Annotated in this window: 16 protein-coding genes and 1 pseudogene; 11 read left to right on the forward strand and 6 right to left on the reverse strand. The window is 71.8% G+C overall.

Translation table 11 applies throughout. From position 1 onward, the window contains the following. The first annotated feature begins 222 nt into the window (after window positions 1-222). From ACFUK0_RS03345 to ACFUK0_RS03360, 4 genes are all read left to right on the forward strand, one after another. Window positions 223-1080, forward strand: coding sequence for an alpha/beta hydrolase (locus ACFUK0_RS03345; RefSeq protein ID WP_380246319.1), 858 nt, complete (start codon window positions 223-225; stop codon window positions 1078-1080). A gap of 59 nt (window positions 1081-1139) precedes the next feature. Further along, on the forward strand, window positions 1140-1973 hold the full coding sequence (locus tag ACFUK0_RS03350; protein ID WP_380246320.1) for an alpha/beta fold hydrolase: 834 nt from the start codon (window positions 1140-1142) through the stop codon (window positions 1971-1973). Window positions 1974-2051: 78 nt separating this feature from the next. Continuing rightward, window positions 2052-2525 (forward strand): Dps family protein, encoded by a 474-nt coding sequence (locus ACFUK0_RS03355; RefSeq protein WP_380246321.1) that lies wholly within the window; start codon window positions 2052-2054, stop codon window positions 2523-2525. 63 nt (window positions 2526-2588) lie between these two features. After that, the gene (locus ACFUK0_RS03360) at window positions 2589-3332 is read left to right on the forward strand and encodes an MBL fold metallo-hydrolase (protein ID WP_380246322.1); all 744 of its coding nucleotides are present in this window, start codon (window positions 2589-2591) and stop codon (window positions 3330-3332) included. 761 nt (window positions 3333-4093) lie between these two features. On the opposite strand, the gene ACFUK0_RS03365 is transcribed toward ACFUK0_RS03360, so the two are convergent. Continuing rightward, the gene (locus ACFUK0_RS03365) at window positions 4094-4747 is read right to left on the reverse strand and encodes a hypothetical protein (RefSeq protein ID WP_380246323.1); all 654 of its coding nucleotides are present in this window, start codon (window positions 4745-4747) and stop codon (window positions 4094-4096) included. 438 nt (window positions 4748-5185) lie between these two features. Between ACFUK0_RS03365 and ACFUK0_RS03370 the strand changes: the two genes are divergently transcribed. Further along, on the forward strand, window positions 5186-5854 hold the full coding sequence (locus ACFUK0_RS03370) for a hypothetical protein (protein WP_380246324.1): 669 nt from the start codon (window positions 5186-5188) through the stop codon (window positions 5852-5854). A 602-nt stretch (window positions 5855-6456) separates the two neighbouring features. Here the strand turns inward: ACFUK0_RS03370 and ACFUK0_RS03375 are convergent. The 5 genes and pseudogenes from ACFUK0_RS03375 to ACFUK0_RS03395 form a co-directional block, all read right to left on the reverse strand. Continuing rightward, a complete protein-coding gene (locus ACFUK0_RS03375; RefSeq protein ID WP_380246325.1) occupies window positions 6457-7611 on the reverse strand; it encodes a hypothetical protein in 1155 nt (384 codons plus the stop codon). Between the two features lie 332 nt (window positions 7612-7943). Continuing rightward, window positions 7944-8441, reverse strand: a complete 498-nt coding sequence (locus ACFUK0_RS03380; RefSeq protein WP_380246326.1) for a hypothetical protein — start codon at window positions 8439-8441, stop codon at window positions 7944-7946. An 868-nt stretch (window positions 8442-9309) separates the two neighbouring features. Beyond that, window positions 9310-9609, reverse strand: a pseudogene (locus ACFUK0_RS03385) (IS5/IS1182 family transposase); the annotation flags it as partial. Window positions 9610-9908: 299 nt separating this feature from the next. Further along, complete coding sequence (locus ACFUK0_RS03390; protein ID WP_380246327.1) at window positions 9909-10730, reverse strand: IclR family transcriptional regulator; 822 nt, start codon at window positions 10728-10730, stop codon at window positions 9909-9911. A gap of 82 nt (window positions 10731-10812) precedes the next feature. Beyond that, window positions 10813-12450, reverse strand: a complete 1638-nt coding sequence (locus ACFUK0_RS03395) for a bifunctional 3-(3-hydroxy-phenyl)propionate/3-hydroxycinnamic acid hydroxylase (protein ID WP_380246328.1) — start codon at window positions 12448-12450, stop codon at window positions 10813-10815. 105 nt (window positions 12451-12555) lie between these two features. Between ACFUK0_RS03395 and ACFUK0_RS03400 the strand changes: the two genes are divergently transcribed. From ACFUK0_RS03400 to ACFUK0_RS03425, 6 genes are all read left to right on the forward strand, one after another. Further along, the gene (locus ACFUK0_RS03400; protein ID WP_380246329.1) at window positions 12556-13515 is read left to right on the forward strand and encodes an amidohydrolase family protein; all 960 of its coding nucleotides are present in this window, start codon (window positions 12556-12558) and stop codon (window positions 13513-13515) included. An 87-nt stretch (window positions 13516-13602) separates the two neighbouring features. After that, entirely contained in the window at window positions 13603-15063 is a 1461-nt protein-coding gene (locus tag ACFUK0_RS03405; RefSeq protein WP_380246330.1) for an aldehyde dehydrogenase family protein, read from the forward strand. Window positions 15064-15310: 247 nt separating this feature from the next. Further along, the gene (locus tag ACFUK0_RS03410; protein ID WP_380246331.1) at window positions 15311-16219 is read left to right on the forward strand and encodes an alpha/beta fold hydrolase; all 909 of its coding nucleotides are present in this window, start codon (window positions 15311-15313) and stop codon (window positions 16217-16219) included. Next, a complete protein-coding gene (locus tag ACFUK0_RS03415; RefSeq protein ID WP_380246332.1) occupies window positions 16219-17901 on the forward strand; it encodes an FAD-dependent monooxygenase in 1683 nt (560 codons plus the stop codon). Before ACFUK0_RS03410 ends, ACFUK0_RS03415 begins: the two co-directional genes overlap by 1 nt. Further along, on the forward strand, window positions 17898-18995 hold the full coding sequence (locus ACFUK0_RS03420; protein ID WP_380246333.1) for an amidohydrolase family protein: 1098 nt from the start codon (window positions 17898-17900) through the stop codon (window positions 18993-18995). Before ACFUK0_RS03415 ends, ACFUK0_RS03420 begins: the two co-directional genes overlap by 4 nt. Window positions 18996-19097: 102 nt before the next feature. Continuing rightward, window positions 19098-19772, forward strand: coding sequence for a GntR family transcriptional regulator (locus tag ACFUK0_RS03425; RefSeq protein ID WP_380246334.1), 675 nt, complete (start codon window positions 19098-19100; stop codon window positions 19770-19772). Window positions 19773-19945 lie beyond the last annotated feature (173 nt).

A 19945-nucleotide genomic window follows, 5' to 3' on the forward strand; every position in this document is an offset into this window, starting at 1 on the left:
GGCGCCCCCCACGGCCTGGTCGGCGACTTCGAGAAGGCCTTCAACGCCGACCTGCTCGCCTTCATCGCCGACTGACCCCGCACCGCCGGCCGGACGCCCCCGGACTGCTGCCCGCTGCCCGATGCCCGGCAGTCCGGCAGCCCGGTCGGGCGGCCTCTCACCAACCGCTCCCCCGCGCACATCCGCGCCTTCCGGGTCCTCTTCACACCTCACGGAGCAGCCATGTCCGACCCCGCACCCCTGATCCCCGCCCCGACCCTGGCCGACATCGAGCGCGCCAACGCCTCCGGGCGCACCCCCGTCGTCTTCATCCACGGCCTGTGGCTCCTGCCCGCGAGCTGGGACCGCTGGGCCGCCCTCTTCGACGCCGCCGGCTACACGGCGCTCTCCCCGGGCTGGCCCGACGACCCCGACACCGTCGAGGAGGCCGCCGCCCACCCCGAGGTCTTCGCGAACAAGACCGTCGGACAGGTCGCCGACCACTACAGCGCCGTCATCGCGCACCTCCAGCGCAGGCCCGCCGTCATCGGCCACTCCTTCGGCGGACTCCTCGCCCAGATCATCGCCGGGCGCGGCCTGTCCGCAGCCACCGTCGCCATCGACGCCGCCCCCTTCCGGGGCGTCCTGCCCCTGCCGATCTCGGCCCTGCGCTCCTCCCTCCCGGTACTCGGCAACCCGGCCAACCGCCACCGCGCCGTCCCGCTCACCTACGAGCAGTTCCGCTACGCCTTCGCCAACGCCGTCAGCGAGGAGGAGGCCCGCCAGCTCCACGAGACCTATGCCGTCCCCGCGCCCGGCGCGCCGCTGTTCCAGGCAGCCACGGCGAACTTCAACCCCTGGACAGAGGCGAAGGCCGACACCGACAACCCGGACCGCGGACCGCTGCTGATCGTCTCCGGCGAACGCGACCACACCGTCCCGCACGCGATCTCGGCCGCCGCCTACAAGCGGCAGCAGCGCAACCCCGGACCCACCGAGTTCACCGAGATCCCCGGACGCGGCCACTCGCTCACCATCGACTCCGGCTGGCGCGAAGTCGCCGAGACCGCCCTCACCTTCATCGAACGCTTCGTCAAGTAGTCCAGCGCCAGCAAGCAGCCCACCGCCAGCTCCCTCCCTCCAAGTCTTGAGGAAGACCCATGAACCTCCATGCCAGGCGCACGGCGCCCCGATCCGGCCGCGCCGCCGTGCTCAGCGCCCTGCTCCTTCTCGGCCTGACCGCGGTCCCCGCCGCGGCGTCGGACAACCGGGCGCACAGTCCGGCCCGGGTCAAGCCCACCATCGTGCTGGAGCACGGCGCCTTCGCCGACGCCTCCGGCTGGAACACCGTCATCCAGTCCCTGCAGAAGCGGGGCTACACCGTCATCGCCCCGGCCAATCCGCTGCGCGGCCTGACCGGCGACACCGAGTACCTCAGGTCGGTCCTCAGCACCCTCACCGGGCCCGTGGTGCTCGTCGGCCACTCCTACGGCGGGGCCGTCATCACCGGCGCCGCCACCGGCAACCCCGACGTCAAGGCCCTCGTCTACATCGCGGCCTACGCGCCGCAGGAGGGCGAGAGCGTCGCCCAGGCCACCGCGCTCGGCGGCGGCACCTCCGACCTGCTCCAGCACGTGGTGGCCCGGCCGTTCCCCGGCGCGGCACCGGGCGACGCCGACGCATACCTCGACCCCGCCTTCTTCCGGCAGCACTTCGCCCAGGACCTCCCCGCCGCGCAGGCCGCACAGCTGGCCGCGGCACAGCGCCCGGCCGCGTTCGCCACCCTCCTGCAGCCGGCAGCCGCCCCCGCCTGGCACACGGTCCCGTCCTGGTACCTGGTCGCCCGCAACGACCGTGTCATCCCGCCACAGGCGGAGCGGGCCATGGCCGCCCGCGCCCATGCCCGCACCGTGGAGATCGACAGCTCCCACGCCGCGATGATCAGCCACCCCCGCGCCGTCACCGACCTGATCCTCGACGCCGCCGGCAACTGACCTGCTGCCCCACCCGTCGGGGACGGGCCCCCAGGCCTGTCCCCGACAAGCAGCCGACACCTACGAGCGGACCGCCTCATGACGATCGTCACCGGACCCCTGGCCCACTCCGACCAGGCAGTCACCGCACAGGCTCTGCAGGACACCCTGGTCGACCTGCTCGAACTCCAACTGAACGCCAAACAGGCCCACTGGACGCTCTTCGGCCCACGCTTCCGCTCCCTGCACCAGCAACTGGACGAACTGGTCACCACAACGCGTGACTTCTCAGACCTGCTGGCCGAACGCTCCGCCACCATCGGCAGCCCGCCGGACGGCCGCTCGGCCACCATCACCGCCACCGGCAAGCTCCCCGCCTTCCCCGCCGGATGGATCAAGGACACCACCGCCCTCGACCTCGTGACCGCCTCGATGAGCGTCCTCGTCACCCGCATGCGCCGGCGCATCGAGGCAACCGCAACGGCCGACCCGGTCACCCAGGACCTCCTCATCACCGTCACCGGCGAACTGGAGAAACAGCACTGGATGCTGCAGGTCGAACACTCGCACTGACCCCCGCGGCCATACCGCACCCACCCTCTGCGGCACACCTTCCTGCAAACCGAGGAGAGCACCATGAAGATCACCATCACCCACATCGGCACCGCGACCATCCTGCTGGAGATCGGCGAGTTCCGGCTGCTCACCGACCCGGTCTTCGACCCCGCCCCGGCGCAGTACCGGTTCGGCACGGTCACACTGAACAGCACCGCCGGCCCCGCCCTGGCCATCGACCAGCTGCCCGCCATCGACGCCGTCCTGCTGAGCCACGACGAACACCCCGACAACCTCGACAATGCGGGCCGCGCACTGCTGGCCGGACGGACCGTTCTCACCACCACGAGCGGCGCCGGCCGACTCGGCGACGGCGCCACAGGCCTCGATCCGTGGACGAGCCACGAGATCACCCGCGGCACGGCGAGCCTGCGTATCACCGCCACCCCCGGCCTGCACGCGGGAGACGTGATCGGCTTCGTCGTCGAGCAGCACGGCGAGCAGGAAGCGCTCTACATCTCCGGCGACACCGTCTACTTCGACGAACTGGACGAGATCGCCAGGCGCTTCGACATCGGCACCGCCGTCCTCCACTTCGGCGCCGCACAGGTCGACGAGATCAGCGAGCTGCCGATCACCCTCGACGGCTCCCAGGGCGTGGCACTCGTGCGCTCGCTCGGCGCGAAGAACGTCGTCCCCATCCACTACACATCCTGGGCCCACTTCTCCCAGGGCCGCGAGGACGTCAACACCGCCTTCGAACACGCCGGTCTCACCGACCGCCTGCACTGGCTCACCCCGGGCACCCCCACCACCCTCGGCTGACCGCACCAAGGGACGAACCTGGTCGGTGCCGGTGATCTCCAGCATCGGCGGGGCCGGGCGGGCCGGGCGGGCCGCGAGGGCGCTGTGCACTGCGGTGCTCAGGACGGCGATGGTGTCGGCGCCGATGGCGCCCGCGCATTCCCGGACGGGCCCGGCGAGGCAGGCCCGGACGGTGACGGTGATGCGGGACCGGGCTCGGTGTCGGTGATCGGACAGCTCCTCAGAATCCCCGTACGGTGGACCACTCGTTCGCTCTGGTGGGCGAACCTGTGCGGGTCACGCGGCGACCTCATGCCCGGACTCGGCGGTCCGCCGCCTCACCAGCCGTTCGTGACGCCAGCGCACCGCACGGGCCCAGGCCTTGCTCCAGAGCTCCAGAGCTCACGGGCTCGCGCGCTCGCGGCTGAAGACAGAAGTCACCGTGCGAGAGGCTCCCACCACGAAGATTCTGCACCGTGCGGGTACTGGGCGGAGCGCCGTCGTGGGTGCGGCCATTCCGACGGTCCGTCGACCTCGCCGCGACGGACCGCCCCGGCAAGGCAGTGGCCCAGCTCCTGCAGCTACCCATGACCGTCACGCACATTCCGGGTCCACGGACTGCGGCCGCTGGTGGCACCCGCCCGTTCGGCGGGGCGTCCGGTGCCTCGCCGGGCGGCGAACCCCGAACCACCGCGCCCCGCACCATCCGCAACGACACCGCACGGGACCTGCCCGCACTGTGCTCGGTCATCGAGAGCGCCCTCGCCTCGGCTGGGGCGTAGCTAGGCGGGTGGCAGGTTCGTCCCGCGGGCGGCCTGGTCGAAGGCCGAAGCAACGCTCTTGTTGATGACGTCCGACATCTGGCCGCGAATGTTCTTCGTGACGGCCTGGAAGGCCGCGTCGGTGCGGGTGCGGCTCAGTTTCCAGGCGGGCGAGGCGGAGCAGGTGAAGGACAGGGGCGACAGCCGGAGGGCGGCCGTCCCCGTGCCGCCGGACTGGGTACCGGTGGCCTCCACCAGGGTGGCCGGCTCGCGTGCGGGCCGGCAGGTCACCGAGGTCTTCCTGGTCCTGCCCGAGATCGTGTCACCGGTGACCTCGCCCTCGCAGGACACCCGCGTCCCCGCGAAGCCGACGTAGAAGCCGACCTTGAGATACCCGCCGACGAAGCCCGGCGGGGCAGCGTCGCCCACCCGCCGCACGTCGAAGCGCGCACTGCAGCGCAGGGTGCCAGTGAAGTCCCTGTTGGTGATCCTGTCGCTCCTGACGACGAAGCTGAACTCCCGCAGCCCGACCGGCAAGGACATCTGCTTGTCGACCTGCGTGATGAGAGTGTCGGCGTAGAGGTTGGCGTTGGCGACGGCCGTACTGCCCGCCGCCGTCGATCCGGCCACCGCAACGACGACAGCAGCGACGGTACTCAGTGTGCGAACGCGCATGGCACGGCCTTCCCCGGACAGCACCTGCCCTACCGGGCCGTGTCAGGGCACATGATCCCGGACCGGAACACCCCGGCGCAGCCGTTCCACCGCACCGCCGCACCACCCGGGCTGCCGCTCCCCCGGACGGAGCACCACCGACCGCCCCTGCCGAATCGGACACCAACCACGGCACGGCCAGGAGCAGCAGGACAGTGCGGGCAGAGCAAGACGCGAGCAGCGGCGGGCAGCAGGACCGTCAGACCGCCGGAACAGGCACAACGGCCCCGGACCGGAGCGATTTTCCATGGAAAATTCCCGGGAGGCCTGACCGACGCCAGAGCCGTGGCCGTGGCCGGGCCGGTCCTGGGGGATCGGCTGCGCGGGGGCGCTCCGGTCCGGGATCATCGTCGCGGTGACCGGCTGTTCGGCGGGTCCTGTCCGGGAAGGCCGTTCACCGTGCGCTTTCGTACCGCAGGGGTTGCTGCCGCTGTCGCCGTCACCGTCCTCGCCACCACGGCGGGCCGGGTCGCGGACGCCAACACGTACGCCGACGCCGTCCTCACGCGGGCCCAGAGCCAGCTGGGGCACTACACCCTCGACCCGTACTCGCTGCGGCCGTTCGACTTGAAGGTGGCGGCCCGGAGCATCTCGCAGCAGGTCTTCAAGGCGCACCTCGGCTGCCGGATGAAGACCGTGACCAGCCGTTACGGGGACGCCGCCGCGCCCGGGTTCCGTGGCGGGCGGGTCGTGGTGGGATTCAACCTCGCCCTGGCCGCGACGCTGATCACCTGCGACGGGACGGCCTCCGGCGGCTCACCCTTCACCGGCCGCCGGACGACGTCGGTGCAGTGCCGTCCGACCCGCGCCTCGTACGCCTTGGTGGAGGCCTCCGGCCGGGCAGCCGGGCAGCGGGCCGACACGGTCACCGTCAGGGCGCTCTCGCTGGGCTTCGACTGCACAGCCGAACCCGCGTGGCCACTCAGCAAGGCCCGCCAGGACGAGGCGTCGAAGCTTCTCTCCAACGACCTCAGCACCCAGGTCAATCGGTTCCTCACCGGTCCCTACGCCACGGTCCTGCGCGAGTCGGCAGGAAAGTTCGTGCTGCCCGACCCGGCGTCCCGCTGACCGCCCACGCCGCCCCTCCCGCCGACGCACCGGACAGCAACCCACCGAACGACGACCAGGCCCTGCCCGGTCAGTTCCTGCACACCCCCCAAGAAATCCCGAAACCGGTAACCCGACCCCGCCCGGAACAATTACCGGCCGCATTCAAGGGACGCAATACGGCGGGAATCCCAACGGCCCGTCAGTTCGACCGCCCGCCGGAAGAGGCCCGGGAGCCGGGACCGCCCGCCGAACCCGGTCAATCCGACGGACAGCCACCCATAGTCACCGAAAGCGCACCCCGAAACGTCCCCGACCCGGCGCACCCGAACCGGACCATCCGCAACTGGTCCAGAAAACGACGATCCAAGCGCCTCGGACTTCTACCAGGTCACACTCTGCAAGCACCTGAGCCGAACACCCGACCAAGAACCCCAAGGCCGACCCCCAGGTTCCGTCTCCAGTCGGACGGTGACGCGACCGCCCCCGGCAGGACCCGACGGCGGACCGGCGCAGCGGCGGGCCGGCCGGTGGCGGTTCGCAGCGGCCCGACGCCCCCGCACACCGCCACCTGTCAGGAACGGCACATCGCCCGCAGAGTCAGGCTGAGGGGTACTGCCGCGTTACTCCCCTGCGGTGTGGAAGACGATGTCGCCGTTCACGGTGACTTGGTCCTGCTGGAACCGGGTGCCGGTGTCGGGGGCGTGGCGGACGTACCACCAGGTGCACACGTACTCGCCGGAGTCCACGTCGAGGCCGGTGGAGAAGGTGCATTCCCCTCCGCCGCTCCCGTCGGACCAGCGGCGGGCGCCGGCAGTGGCGACGGGGGTGGCGGTGGTCGCCCACTTCCGGTTCCAGTCGGCCCGGGTGTAGATCGCCGCGCCGAAGCTGCCGTTGTGGCCGTCGCGTTGCCACGAGCCGAGGAAGCCGGCCCCTGCCCAGTAGAAGATGTCCGCACCGATGTTGATGCTGACCGTCCACTGCCTGCTGTCCTTGCCCGGGCGCTTGAGTTCGAGCCGGGCGCGGGCGTTGACCTTGTGGTAGTTGCGCTCGGAGCGGTCAGTGCTCATGTCCGTCTGCCAGACGCGCTGCTGCGGCTCCTGCGGCCTCGCGTCCCACTCGGCGGTGAGGTCCGCCCAGATCGCGGCCCAATCGGGTTCGGGCAGGACCAGGCCCCCGCCGTCGGGGTGCATGTGCATTCCCGCCACGCTGTCCGCCCCGCCTTCGTAGGTGTGGGGGGCGGTATTGTCGCCGGTTCCCCAGGAGACCATCTCGCCCTGGGCGTTGAACTCGTCGCCCACGTAGCCGTGCTTGAGGGTGAAGGTCCCGTCGTCCTGCTGCACCCACATCAGGTTGCAGAAGCGCCGGTGCCTGCGGTCGGGTATGTCCTCGGTCAGCTCGGAGGGCTGGAACTCCAGCAGGTCAGCCAGCTCCGCTGTGCGGAAAAGGCGGTTGAGGCGTACTCCGCTCTGGAGCGTCTCCCGGAAGGTGATGCCCGTGAGCCTGTTGAGTTCGTCGAGGTCGCACTGGTCGATCCGTGGCACGGCGGCGGCGTCCGTGAACTCGATCATGGTCTTGCACGCGTCGTGGTAGGCAACCAAGTTGATCAAGTCCGGCGGGCACCACCAGACGACCTTGAACTCGCCGGTAACGAGGTCCTGGAAGCTGATGAAACGATATTCCGCGCCAGACAGCTGGGGCCAGTCACGGGTCGCGAAGGCACTGGTTCCGACGTGGACGATCTCGCTGTAGTCCTCGTTGAGCTTGAAGAAATCCACAGACTGCGGGGCAGTTTTGAGCACCGCCTTCCGGCGGAGAATGTCCGCTGCGGCTTCGGACAAGGGGATCGACGGCGTTTCCGGCATGAACTCTCCGCACGCTGAGGGACTGGTGTCGCACACATCGCTGCCCCAGCCGCACCATGATCATGCGACAGCCCGGATGCTGCTCACCGACGCCCTCGACCACGCCCTCATCGACCTGGCCGCCGGCGACGCCGGCCGGACGGTGGCCCTTGCCGGCCGGCGAGCAGAGCGACCTCGGCGAGTTGCGGCGGCCGGTGCGCGGGACTGGAGCCAGGTCCAGGCGTCGGCGCCTGGCCCGGTGGCGTTCAGATGCCGCCGCCTCCCGGGAACGTGGATGCCGTCGAGTGCTTGACGACCAGATCCACTGTGATGCCCGCCGGGGCGAGGATGCGTCCCAACTCGCGTTGCAGGGCCTGGGCGTTGGCGGGCGACGGGGGCACTAGAGCGCGCCGGATCTGCCGGCCGTCGCTCGTCAGAATGAACAGGGTGAGCCTGTCGGCCACCGGCTTGCGGGGGTTGAGGGTCGACTTCACCAGGTAGTCCTCGATCCAGACGCGTCGCACGTCGGCGAGCGGTATCGGCGGGTCCACGCGGGTGGCCCGGACGACGGTCAGGGTGTCGGGGGCGGCGGCGGGCGAGAACCGGAGCCGGGTCACGTCCCGGAAGGCCGCGCGCAAGGTCTTGCCCGTGAAGAAGAGACCCCCCAGCAGGGCAGCGACCCCGACCGCCGCCCAGATGGAGCCGGGCCCGCAGCCGTACGCCATCATCGCCAGGTAGACCGGGAAGGCGACGACGGCGGTCACAAGAGCCCCTCCCCCCGCCTCACCGGGCCACCGCCGCACGGCAACCCCGAGCGGATCGATCCCCTCACGCAACACCACAACGACCGCACCGGGATCCGAACGGTCCACCCGCACCCTGTCCATGACGCAACGCTAGAACCCGGCCACCCCCCACGGAAGGGTCCGCACAAGGCTCAGGCGGCCCGGCGATAGCGAGCAGCACCAGAGCAGGCACCCCGCCCCACCAGCAGCAGCGACGGGCAGCCGAAAACACCGACCCCAGGCGAACCTGAACCGGACCGGACCGGACCGGCGGCAAGCCGAGCACCGGACCTGGGTCGGGCAGGTCGGCACACGGGAAGCGCCTGGAACGGAACGGTCGGCGTTCACAGGTCCGGCCGGACGGGGCGTGAGGCGGCTGCAGGAGCCCGCGCGGTCTCCGGCGTCAGCGGCGCGCGCGTACCAGGTGAGCGCCTCCTCCCGTCGGCCCATCGCGTCCAGCTTCCGGGCAACCCATTGCAGCGCTTCAGAATCACCCTGTTCGAAGGATTTCTGGTACCGGGCAACGCCTCGTCCAACCGGCCCAGTGTCTCCAGAACCTGCACGACATCCAGCGCCAGCGGAGCACCAGCCTCGGCACCGCCCTGGAACAAGGAATTGCTTCCTGCAGCCGTCCTTCGTCCTCCAGCGTCCTGGCCGTGGCCTGTACTGCGGCGAGGCTGCCGGCCTCGACAGCACCCCGCAGTACAGGCGAGCGCGGCGTCGGCCCCCCTGTGTCTCCCGCAGAATCCACGCCTCGGTGCGCACGGCCTCGGCGTCGCCGGCCGCAATGGCGCGGCGGTGCCAGGAGAGCCACTCCTCCGTCCGGCCCGCGTCCTTACCGATCGTTTCAAAATGAGGTACGGAGGCGTCGCAGGCAGATGATGCTGCAGGCGAGTTGGAGCAGGCCCAGGCCAAGGTCGGTGCGTATCTCGTAGCGGATCCGCAAGCGTTCGAACTGGCGGAGCCAGGCGAAGGTCCGCTCGACCACCCAGCGGCTCTTGCCGAGGCCGGAGGCGTGGACGACACCGCGGGCGAACCTCGGAGTGGTGCCGCGGCGGCGGAGGATGCGCCGGTATTGGCAGTTGAGGGGAAGGCGGCGTCGGTGCCGGGCACGACGACGCTCCCGCCGGGCCCGGCTCAAAGGAGGTCAAGGTGCGAGGGCCCCGGAGAAGGCCGGGCGCGGCAGGCACCTGCGGTCGGCTCCTGACCCACGCCGTCCGGCGGGCGGGCGGAAGTTGGCGGGGCCCCGACCGGGGGCACACCATGACCTCTGCCCCGGGCCGGCGGCCCGGCACAAGCACCACCGGGGCGGCGGCCGGAGGCGTCGAATCGGCCGGACAGGAAGCCTGGGCGGTGTGCAAGCAACGAAGTAGTCCGCGTCCTGCCGGACGGAGTGGTCCGCCAGCCGGGACAGTTGTCAAGGACACCCCGTGCCGAACGGCCGCCCTACGGGCGGCGCGGGTCCACCGGGTGCCCCAGCATTTCGGACATGGCCCGGGTCGAGCTCAGCAGTTCCGCCGAAAGACGGGTCACGTCCTGCTCGGTGAGGCCGCGCGCGGGCATCACCAGGGTGACGACGAGGGGGAAGGACTCACCTGCGGTGAACACGGGGGCGGCCAGGGAGGTGACGCCGGGGATGACGCCCCCGACGGTGGTGGCCACTCCCGTGTTCAGGACCTCCTCCTTGATCCGGTCGACCCGGTCCCGGACGAACGGGTCGAGCGCCCCGGCCTCCGACTCCGACTGGCCGCGCAGCACCGGCACGGTCAGCTGCTCGGGTAGGTGCGCGAGGAACACCCCGCCCATCGCCGAGTTCAGCAGCGGCATGGTGGCGCCGACCCGGACCGTGATCGGCAGCGCGTGGGCGCCGTACTCCCAGCGCACGACCACCGGCCCGTGGTCGCCCCACACCGCCAGGTTGACGGCGTGCGAGGTGCGGTCCCGCAGGCCCGGCAGGTGCTCGCTCACCAGCGCCACCTCGTCCATCCTGCGCAGCGACTCGACGCCCAGTCGCCGCATGGCCGGCCCCATGTCGTAGTGGCCGGTGCTGGGGGACTGGGCGACGAGACCGACCCGGGTGAGGCTGACGAGGTAGCGGTGGACCTTGCTGGGCTGCATGCCGGCGGCGGCAGCCGTCTGCGTCAGGCTCATCGGGCCCCGGCCCTCCTCCAGGGCGCGCAGGACCGTCATCGCCAGTTCGACGGACTGGATGCCCTGACGGGCCGGCGCCCCGCCGGCCTCGCTGTCGTTGGAAGGCTGAGTACTCACGGCAGCGATCATAGTGAACGGCCCGACGGCATGGCCCCGCAGAGGGGTCCGACAGTCCAGGACGCCAGTCGGGTCCAGGACGTCAGGTGTTGGCCCGCGCCCCTCGCCCGTCCGCACCGCCCGGCTCCACGCCCCGCACCACGCCCAGCAGTTCGCCGGCGAGGCCGTCCGCCGCGTCGGGGGCGGCCGCCGTGCCGAAGACGTAGAGGTCGGGGCGGACCGCCACGGCCGAGCAGCCCAGTTCGGCGAACCAGTCGCGGTAGGTGCCGTGCACGTCGTGGACGACGGCCGCCTTCGGGTGCGCAGCCGCCCGCTCGCCGGGGACGACCACCAGGACGCCCGCTCCGGCCAGGTCGTCGAGCAGGCCGGAGCGTTCCAGGGCGTCCAGCGCCCCCGCGTCGGCCAGCAGGTGGAAACCACCGCCCACGACCTGGTCCAGCCGGTCGCGGCGGGTACCGTCGTCCACCACCCCCTGGACCGACAACTGCCCGCGGCCCGCGCTCCGTTCCCGGGCGAACAGGCCCTCGACGAGGCCCGGCAGGCGCACGGCCTCGGGCTCCGCCGACCGCGCGCGGCGCTCCAGCAGCATCCGGTCGCGTTCCGCCGCGCGCGCCGTGTCCCGCAGGGTCTGGAGGCGGCCGAGTTCGATGCCCTTCTCGGTCACCGCGCGCACGTGCGGTTCCCGCTCCGTCCGGTAGGTGTCGAGCATGCCCTCCGGTGCGGCTCCGCGCAGGACGAGGTCCAGTTTGAAGGCGAGGTTCTGCACGTCGCGCAAGCCCGAGCACATGCCCTGCCCGAGGAACGGCGGCATCTGGTGCGCCGCGTCGCCGGCGAGCAGGACGCGGCCGAGGCGCCATTCGTCCGCGATGAGGGACCGGAAGGTGTACGTGGCGACCCGGATGAGGTCGGCGTCGTCGGGGGTGAGGTGGGACGAGACCCGCTCCCAGACGCGCCGTGGATCGCGCTCGGTCTCGAAGTCCTCCACCGAGTCGAGCATGAAGCTGAACCGGTGGTGCGCGGGGCCCAGCGAGATGACCGAGGTCGGGCCCAGCGGGTCGCCGAGCTGCAGTGCGGGCGGGACCGGCGTCGGCCGGCGGAAGCGGAAGTCGCACACCATCCACGGCTCGGAGAAGCCGTAGTCGAAGAGCTCCACGCCGAGGGCCGAGCGCACGAAGCTGTTGCCCCCGTCGCAGCCCAGGACGTACCGCGCGGTGAGCGTCCGGGGCCCCCGGGGGTCGTCGACGGTGAGGGTGACGTCCTCGGCGGTCTGCTCCAACGCTACGACGGCGCTGGAGTGCCGCACCTCGACTCCGGGCATCGACCGGCACACGGCGTCCAGCGCCTCTTCGAGATCCGGCTGGTACATCATGTTCCACTCCGGCCAGCCGCTGCGTCCGACCTCGGCGAAGTGCTGCTCCAGCAGCAGGTCACCGCGGCCGTTGCGCCACTCGTAGGTGGGTTGCGCCCGCAGCTTGGGCAGCAGGTCCCGCGCCACGCCGAGCCGGGCGAGGGTGCGCATCGTCTCGTCGTCGAAGCTGGCCGCCCGCGGCAGGTTGTACAGGCCCGCGTACCGCTCCAGGACCACGACCCGGTGGCCGGCCCGTCCGAGCAGGGCCGCCGCCGCCATGCCCACCGGGCCGTAGCCCACCACGGCCACGTCCACCACGTCCGCGTCCGCGTCCGAGGGCGAAGCACCGCGAGCGCCATCCGTACCCGTCATCGGGCACCTCCATCTTTCCGAGCCTTCCAGAGGGTTGACACGGACGGAACGTACGTTTCACCATCGATGAAGTCAATGCATATAAGTGAAATGCGAGGGATCGCGATGCGGACCATCGGTCTTGAGGAACACTTCGTCACGCCGGAGCTGGCGGGCTACGGCGCCTCGTCGGCCTCGATCATCCAGCCGGAGAAGTGGCGGGAGGCGTCCCGGCGACTGCTCGACCTCACCGGCGAGCGCCTGGCCGAGATGGACGCGGCAGGGCTCGACATGCAGGTGCTGTCACTCAACTCCCCCGGCATCCAGGCCGAGACGGACACCGCGACCGCGGTCGCCCGGGCGGCGGCGGCGAACGACCTGCTCGCCGGCGTCGTGGCGGACCATCCCGACCGCTTCGCCGGGTTCGCCGCGCTGCCGTTGCAGGATCCGCAGGCAGCCGCGAAGGAGCTGGAACGCTCCGTGTCCGAGCTGGGCCTGCGCGGCGCCCTGGTGAACGCGCACACGCAGGGCCGGTACCTCGACGACCCGGAACTGCGCGTGGTGTGGGAACACGCCGAAGGCCTCGGTGTGCCGCTCTACCTGCACCCCGCCAACGGCGTCGGCACCCCCCACGTCATCCAGGGCCACCCCGAGCTCGTCGGACCCATGTGGAGCTGGGGGTCGGAGACCGCCACCCACTTCCTGCGGCTCGTGTTCGGCGGCGTCTTCGACGACTTCCCGGAAGCCAAGGTGCTGCTGGGGCACATGGGCGAGGGGCTGCCCTACGCACTGTGGCGACTGGACTCGCGCTGGGACTACCACAACCACCACGGGATCGAGCTCGCCCGGGGGAACCCCTCGGAGTACCTGCGGCACAACCTGTACATCACGACCAGTGGTGTCTGCTCGCCCCCTCCGCTGCTGTGCGCGATGCTCGCCCTGGGCGCCGACCACGTCCTCTTCGGCACCGACCACCCCTTCGAGGAGATGGCGACGGCCACCGCGTTCCTGGAGTCGGCTCCGATCAGCGAGGCCGACCGGGCCAAGATCTCCCACCTGAACGCGGAGCGGCTGCTCGGCCTCTAGCGGCCGCCCCGGATCCGTCCCCTCCCCATCTCCCCCACCTCCACTCCCACCCACTATTTCTTCCCCCACCGGCAAGGAGTCGCAGACATGGCCCGAGAGAACACCGCACGACACTGGATCGACGGCGAGTGGGTCGGGTCCGCCCGGACCTCCGAGAGCGTCGACCCGGCCACCGGCGAGACGATCGGCCGGTACGCGGAGGCCGGCGTCGAGGAGGGGCTGCGCGCCGTCGACGCGGCGGCCCGCGCCTTCACGGAGGGCACCTGGCGTCTGGACCCGATGCTGCGGGCCACCACCCTGAGCCACCTCGCCGACGCGTACGACAGACGGATGGACGAGGTGATCGCCACCCTCTGCCGGGAGAACGGCAAGCTCCGGCACGAGGCCGGCTTCGAGGCGCACTTCATCCTCCGCGCCCTGCGTTTCGCGGCCGGCCTGGCCGTCCTGCCGCACGGCCGGGTCGCCGACACCGGTCCAGGACGCCAAGCCCTGTCGATCCGTCAGCCCGTCGGTGTCGCCGGGATCGTGGTGCCGTGGAACTCCCCCGCCTACCTCTGCATCCGCGCGCTGGCCCCGGCCCTCGCGGCCGGCTGCACGGCGGTGGTGAAGATGCCGGGGCAGGCGGCCCGGACCGCGGCGCTGATGAGCGAGATCCTCGCCTCCGTCCCCGAATTGCCCAGGGGCGTGGTGAACGTCGTCATCGAGTCCGGCTCGGACGTCGCGCGCCTGCTGGTGGAGTCCCCCCGGGTGCCCGTGATCAGCTTCACCGGCAGCACCGCCACCGGACGGCTCGTCGCCCAGGCCGCGGCGGCCCGCTTCAAGCGGGTGGGGCTGGAACTGGGCGGCAAGACACCCCACCTGGTCTTCGCCGACGCCGACCTGGACGCCGCTCTGGACACCGCCGTGCAGTCGTGCACCGTGTTCGCCGGACAGTTCTGCATGACGGGCAGCCGGGTCCTCCTCCAGCGGGAGATCGCCGACGAGTTCACCGGCGCCCTGGCGCGGCGCTTGGAGAGCGTGCGCCCCGGTCCGGCCGCCGACCCGGACAGCCAGATCGGCCCGCTGATCGACAAGGCGGCGGTCGCCCGGGTCGACGCCGCCGTGCAGGCGGCGATCGCGGCCGGCGCCGAGCCGATCGTCCGCGGCGGCCCGAGCACCCGCCCCGAACTGGCGGGCGGCGCCTTCTACCACCCCACCCTCCTCGCGGTGGCCGACTCCTCGCTCCCGATCGTCCAGGAGGAGACCTTCGGCCCGGTGCAGACGGTCCAGGTCTTCGACACGGAGGCGGAGGCCGTCGCCCTCGCCAACGACACCGAGTACGGCCTCAGCGCCTGCGTCTGGAGCCGCGACGCCGACCGGCCCATGCGCGTGGCGCGGCAGCTCGACGCGGGGCTCGTCTCCGTCAACAGCTGGGCGAACCTGACCGTCGAGTTCGAGGAGGGCGGCTTCAAGTCCAGCGGCGTCGGCCGGCTGGGGGGCCCGGCCTCCATCGAGGACTTCCTGGAGTACAAGCAGATCACCCAGGACTACGCGCCCCACCGCGGCTGACGGGCGGGCCGCCGGCCCCTCCCCCACCGACCGCCGGCCTCTCCCTTCCACCGCCTCGCAAGCCGTCCGATCCCTTGCTGTTATCACATATAGCGCTTAGGGTCGCAGGGCCCGGGCAGAGCCCGAACCGGCTTCCGGCGCACCGCGATCCGGGCAGCCGGCTCACCACCGGACACGCCTCGTCATTCGCCGCACGGGCCCTCCCTGGCCCGGCGCATTGGAAACCACCCTTGGCAGGAGGCCCGTGATGGCCAAAAAGCGCGATCTTCTGACCTTCGAGGTCGACGGACACCGGATCACGGCATACACCACCGGCCCCGCCGTCCCCACCGGGAAACCGCTGATCGCCGCCCTCCACGGCGGCACGTACACGGCGCGGTACTTCGACGTCGCGGGCTCCCCCGGAGGATCCTTCCTCGACGTCGCCGCCGCGCACGGCCACCAGGTCGTGGCTTTCGACCGTCCCGGTTACGGCGAGAGCAGCCCCCTCGCACCGGACGCCAACACGTTCACCCGGCAGGCGGAGCTGCTCGCCGCCGCCGTGGCGCAGGCGGCCGTCCGACTGGAGGCCGACAGCGTGCTCCTGGTGGGCCACTCGATCGGCGGCATGATCGCCCTGATGATCGCCGCCTCCGCACCCGACCTGCCCCTGATCGGCGTCTCGGCGACCGGGATGGGGGCCTTCATCCCGAGCGGCGGCGCAGCCGAGGCCCTCGGCTCCCTCCCTCCGGACGAGACCGTGGACCTGCCGTACGAGGAACGGGACAAGGTGATGTTCGGGCCCGCGCACACCTACGGGGCCGAAGGGCTGTGGCAGGCACACGGCTCCTACGCTCCGGTGCCGGTACGGGAGTTGGTGCAGGCTCCCCTGTGGCCGAAGGAGCACCTGCCCACCGTGGCGCCCAAGGTCCGCGTACCCGTGCACAACGCGCTCGCCGAGTTCGACGCCCTGTGGAGCAGCGGGCCGGAGAACGTGGCCCGTTTCGCCGCGATGTTCACGGCGGCTCCGTTCGTCGAGGCGAGCGTGGCCCGCGGCACAGGCCACTGCATCGACCACCACACCCTCGGCCGCGCGCTGCACCTGCGGCAGCTCGCGTTCGCCGAGGAGTGCGCGCACTGGGCCGCGACGCGCCGGCCCGCCGGGGACGGGGCCTGATGCCCTCCATCGACCACCGGACCCTGCTGCGGCACACGCAGGTGCTCATCGCCGGCGGTGGGCCGGTGGGCCTGGCCGCGGCCGTGGAACTCGGCCGCCGCGGCGTCGACTTCCTGGTCGTCGAGCCGCGCGCCACCGTCTCCAGGGCGCGCCCCCGCTGCAAGACGCTCAATGTACGCACGATGGAGCACCTGCGCCGCTGGGGCCTGGCCGACCGGCTCCGGGCGCGCGCGCCGCTGGGCGCGTCCTGGGCCCGGGACGTCGTGTTCTGCACCTCGCTGTCCGGCCGGGAGCTGTCCCGTTTCACGGGTGTGCTCGGGCTCGCGCCGGAGGGCGACCGCTTCCCGGAGACCGGCCAGCAGGCGCCGCAGTACCTGCTGGAGGAGGTGCTCCGCGAGGCGGTGGAGGAACTCACCCCGGGACGGCTGGCCCTGGGTTCGAAGGTCGTCGGCGTGAGCCAGGACGACGACCTGGTGTCCGTGACCGTCGAGGACGGCTCCGGGCGCCGGTGCGTCGTCACCGCCGACTACGTGATCGGCTGCGACGGCCCCCGCAGCACCGTGCGGGAGGCGATCGGCTCCCGCTACCTGGGCGGGGAGGCCCTGCGCCCGAACTTCGGCATGGTCTTCGAGAGCCCGGACCTGTGGGAGCACGTACGGCACGGACCGGCCGTGCAGTACTGGGTCGTCAACCCGGACGCCCCCGCACTGGTCGGACCGCTGGACCGGACGAACACCTGGTGGGCGATCGCCTTCGGGGTGGACCGGGCGGCCGGGGAGCGCGAGGCCAGGCGCATCATCGACGCCGTGGCGGGCCGGCCGGTGCACGCCGAGATCCGGTCCACCGATCCGTGGACGGCCCGGATGCAGATCGTCGACCGCATGCGCCGCGGCAGGGTGTTCCTCGCCGGTGACGCCGCGCACCTCAATCCGCCGTTCGGCGGCCACGGGCTGAACACCGGCGTCGGGGACGCGGTCGACCTGGGCTGGAAACTGGCGGCCGTGCTGGCCGGCTGGGGCGGGGCGGCCCTCCTCGACAGCTACGAGGAGGAGCGCCGCCCCGTCCAGGAACGCGTCATCCAGGAGGCCACCGCCAACATGCGGGTGCTCTCCACCGAACTGCTCGCCGACAACCTCGACGCGGACGACGAGGCCGGGGCCGAAGCCCGGCGGGCCGCGGGGGCGCGGATCCAGCAGACCAAGAAGGCGGAGTTCCACTCGCTCGACCTGGTCCTCGGGCTCCGCATCACCTCCTCGCCGGTCCTGCCCCCGCAGCAGACGGACGGGGCGGACGCCCGTTGGACGGGGGCCCGGCTGCCCCACGCGTTCCTCGACGACGGCCGCTCCCTGTACGACCTGCTCGGGGACGGTCTGACCCTGCTCGTCCTCGGGCCCGGTACGTCGGAGGCGGCCGTCCAGGAGGCGGCCCTCCAGGAGGCCGCACGCCTGCGGGGCGTGCCGCTCACCGTGGTGCGCCTGCCGGGCGCCGGACCCGCCGGTTACGCCCATGTGCCGGGCGCCCGACTCGTCCTGGTCCGCCCGGACCAGGTGGTCGGCTGGCTGGGGGCCGAGGCCCCCGAGGACGCGCTCGCCCTCCTCGACACCCTCAGCGGCGGCGCGCGCCCGGACGGAACGCACCCGCCGATGCACACCCCACCTGCGGAAAGGAAGCAGCACGCATGAGCAACCACCAGTGGACCAGACGCCGGGCCCTGAACGCCGCGGCCGGCACGGCCGCACTCGCCGGAACCTCCGTTCTGATGGGCCCCGGCACCGCTCAGGCGCACGGCGGCGAAGCCGACCCGCACGGCCGGCTGAAGATCATCGCGATCGAGGAGGCCGTCATGCTGCCGGGCCTCGTCACCCAGGGCACGGCGCTGGGCGGAGCGATCCCCTTCAAGCCCGAGGTCACCGCGGAGTGGTTCAAGCGGCTCCCGGACATCACCGAGTACCGGCTCGCCGACATGGACGCGAACGGCGTCACCATGCAGGTCCTCTCCCTCACTCCGCCCGGGGTGCAGATGCAGCCCGACGCGGCCGTCGCCGTACGGGACGCGCAGGTCGCCAACGACGCGCTCGCTCGCATCGTCGAGGGCCGCCCGACCAGGTTCGGCGGCCTGGCCGCGCTGCCCCTGCAGGACCCGCAGGCGGCGGTGCGGGAGGCCCGGCGCGCGGTGCACGACCTCAAGATGGCCGGGTTCCTGGTCAACGGCCACACCAACGGCCAGTACCTGGACGAGCCGCAGTTCCGGCCGGTGTGGGCCGCGCTGGAGGAGCTGGGCGCCGCGCTCTACCTCCACCCCACTCCGGCGCCGGCCGGCGACTGGGGCCTGCTGAAGGGCCGTCCCGAGCTCACGGGCCCGTTCTACAGCTGGGCCGCCGAGACCGGCGGGCACGCCCTGCGGGTCATCCTCGGCGGTGTCTTCGACGACTTCCCGGGAGCCAGGCTGATCGTCGGCCACATGGGCGAGTTCCTGCCCTTCCACACGTCCCGCCTCGACGTGCAGGTCCGGAACATCAACACCCGTGTGCCACTGAAGCGCAAGCCCTCCGAGTACTTCGGGAGGAACGTCGCCGTCACCACCTCGGGGGTCATGGACGACACCATGCTGCGGGCCGCCATCGAGGTGGTGGGCATCGACAACGTGCTCTTCGCCATCGACTACCCCTTCGAGCGGAGCGAGCAGGCCGTCGGGTTCCTGCGCCACGCGACCCTGACCCGCGGTCAACGCGAGAAGATCGCCCACGGCAACGCCGAACGACTGCTGAAGCTGTGACCGCCGGCGGCGGCCCGCGCCGACCCGCCGTCCGCGCGGGCCCCTCCCCGGGCGTAGCTATAGTTGCCATCGACTACCGGCGGCCGAGGCGAGGGATACACCGTGACGACACTCCGGGGGGCCATCCAGCCCATCACGGCACGGTCCGTGGTGGAGCAGGCCACCGAGGAGCTGCGGCGGGCGATCCTCGCCGGCGCGCTCGCCCCCGGCGCGGAGTACTCACTGCGCGAACTGGCCGGCATGCTCGACATCAGCTTCATCCCCATCCGCGAGGCGCTGCGCAGTCTGGAGAGCGAGGGCCTGGTCATCATGCGGCCGGGTCGCAGCGCGATCGTCGCTCCGCTCGACCTCGACGACCTGCGCGGCATCTACCGGCTCCGGCGCGCCCTGGAACCGGAGATCGCCCGGCGTTCGTGCCTGCTGCTGACGGACAAGGAGCTGGACCTGCTGGAGTCCCGAGCCGTCGAGTTCGGGGCCCGGGAGCACGGCATGGCCGACATCTACGACGACCACCACGCCTTCCACCTGGCCCTGCTGGCCCCGGCCGCGACCACCTGGGACATCCGCGTCCTGACCACCCTCTGGCGCGCGGGAGAACGCTACATCCGGATCGGCTTCGGCAAGTTGGATCCCGATCCGGCCGAACACGAACGCCGGGGCGCGGCCCACGTGGACCTCCTGGCGGCCTTCCGGACCCGCGTCCCGGACACGGTCTCCGCCGCCGTCGAGCAGCACCTCGCCCGCAACGAGAAGATCGCCTTCTCAGCCCTGTCCTGACCCTTTCCTGATCCTGACCCCGGCCCTGCCCTCTCCTCGACCGGACGGGCGGGCGGGCGGGCGGGTCGTCCTTCCACGGCATCCCGAGTCGGATTCCGAAGCTTTCTTCGAGGGTTGCTGTTATCACATATAGCAGCCCCGTTCGCGGCACGAACACCGCACTTTCCGCATCC

The sequence above is a fragment of the Kitasatospora sp. NPDC057223 genome (genome assembly GCF_042669755.1).
In the GTDB taxonomy this organism is placed as follows: domain Bacteria; phylum Actinomycetota; class Actinomycetes; order Streptomycetales; family Streptomycetaceae; genus Kitasatospora.

Coding starts and splice junctions, on each gene's coding strand:
- ACFUK0_RS03345 (WP_380246319.1), top strand. CDS start 223: ATGTCCGACCCCGCACCCCTGATCCCCGCCCCGACCCTGGCCGACATC.
- ACFUK0_RS03350 (WP_380246320.1), top strand. CDS start 1,140: ATGAACCTCCATGCCAGGCGCACGGCGCCCCGATCCGGCCGCGCCGCC.
- ACFUK0_RS03355 (WP_380246321.1), top strand. CDS start 2,052: ATGACGATCGTCACCGGACCCCTGGCCCACTCCGACCAGGCAGTCACC.
- ACFUK0_RS03360 (WP_380246322.1), top strand. CDS start 2,589: ATGAAGATCACCATCACCCACATCGGCACCGCGACCATCCTGCTGGAG.
- ACFUK0_RS03365 (WP_380246323.1), bottom strand. CDS start 4,747: ATGCGCGTTCGCACACTGAGTACCGTCGCTGCTGTCGTCGTTGCGGTG.
- ACFUK0_RS03395 (WP_380246328.1), bottom strand. CDS start 12,450: ATGACGGGTACGGATGGCGCTCGCGGTGCTTCGCCCTCGGACGCGGAC.
- ACFUK0_RS03400 (WP_380246329.1), top strand. CDS start 12,556: ATGCGGACCATCGGTCTTGAGGAACACTTCGTCACGCCGGAGCTGGCG.
- ACFUK0_RS03405 (WP_380246330.1), top strand. CDS start 13,603: ATGGCCCGAGAGAACACCGCACGACACTGGATCGACGGCGAGTGGGTC.
- ACFUK0_RS03410 (WP_380246331.1), top strand. CDS start 15,311: ATGGCCAAAAAGCGCGATCTTCTGACCTTCGAGGTCGACGGACACCGG.
- ACFUK0_RS03415 (WP_380246332.1), top strand. CDS start 16,219: ATGCCCTCCATCGACCACCGGACCCTGCTGCGGCACACGCAGGTGCTC.
- ACFUK0_RS03420 (WP_380246333.1), top strand. CDS start 17,898: ATGAGCAACCACCAGTGGACCAGACGCCGGGCCCTGAACGCCGCGGCC.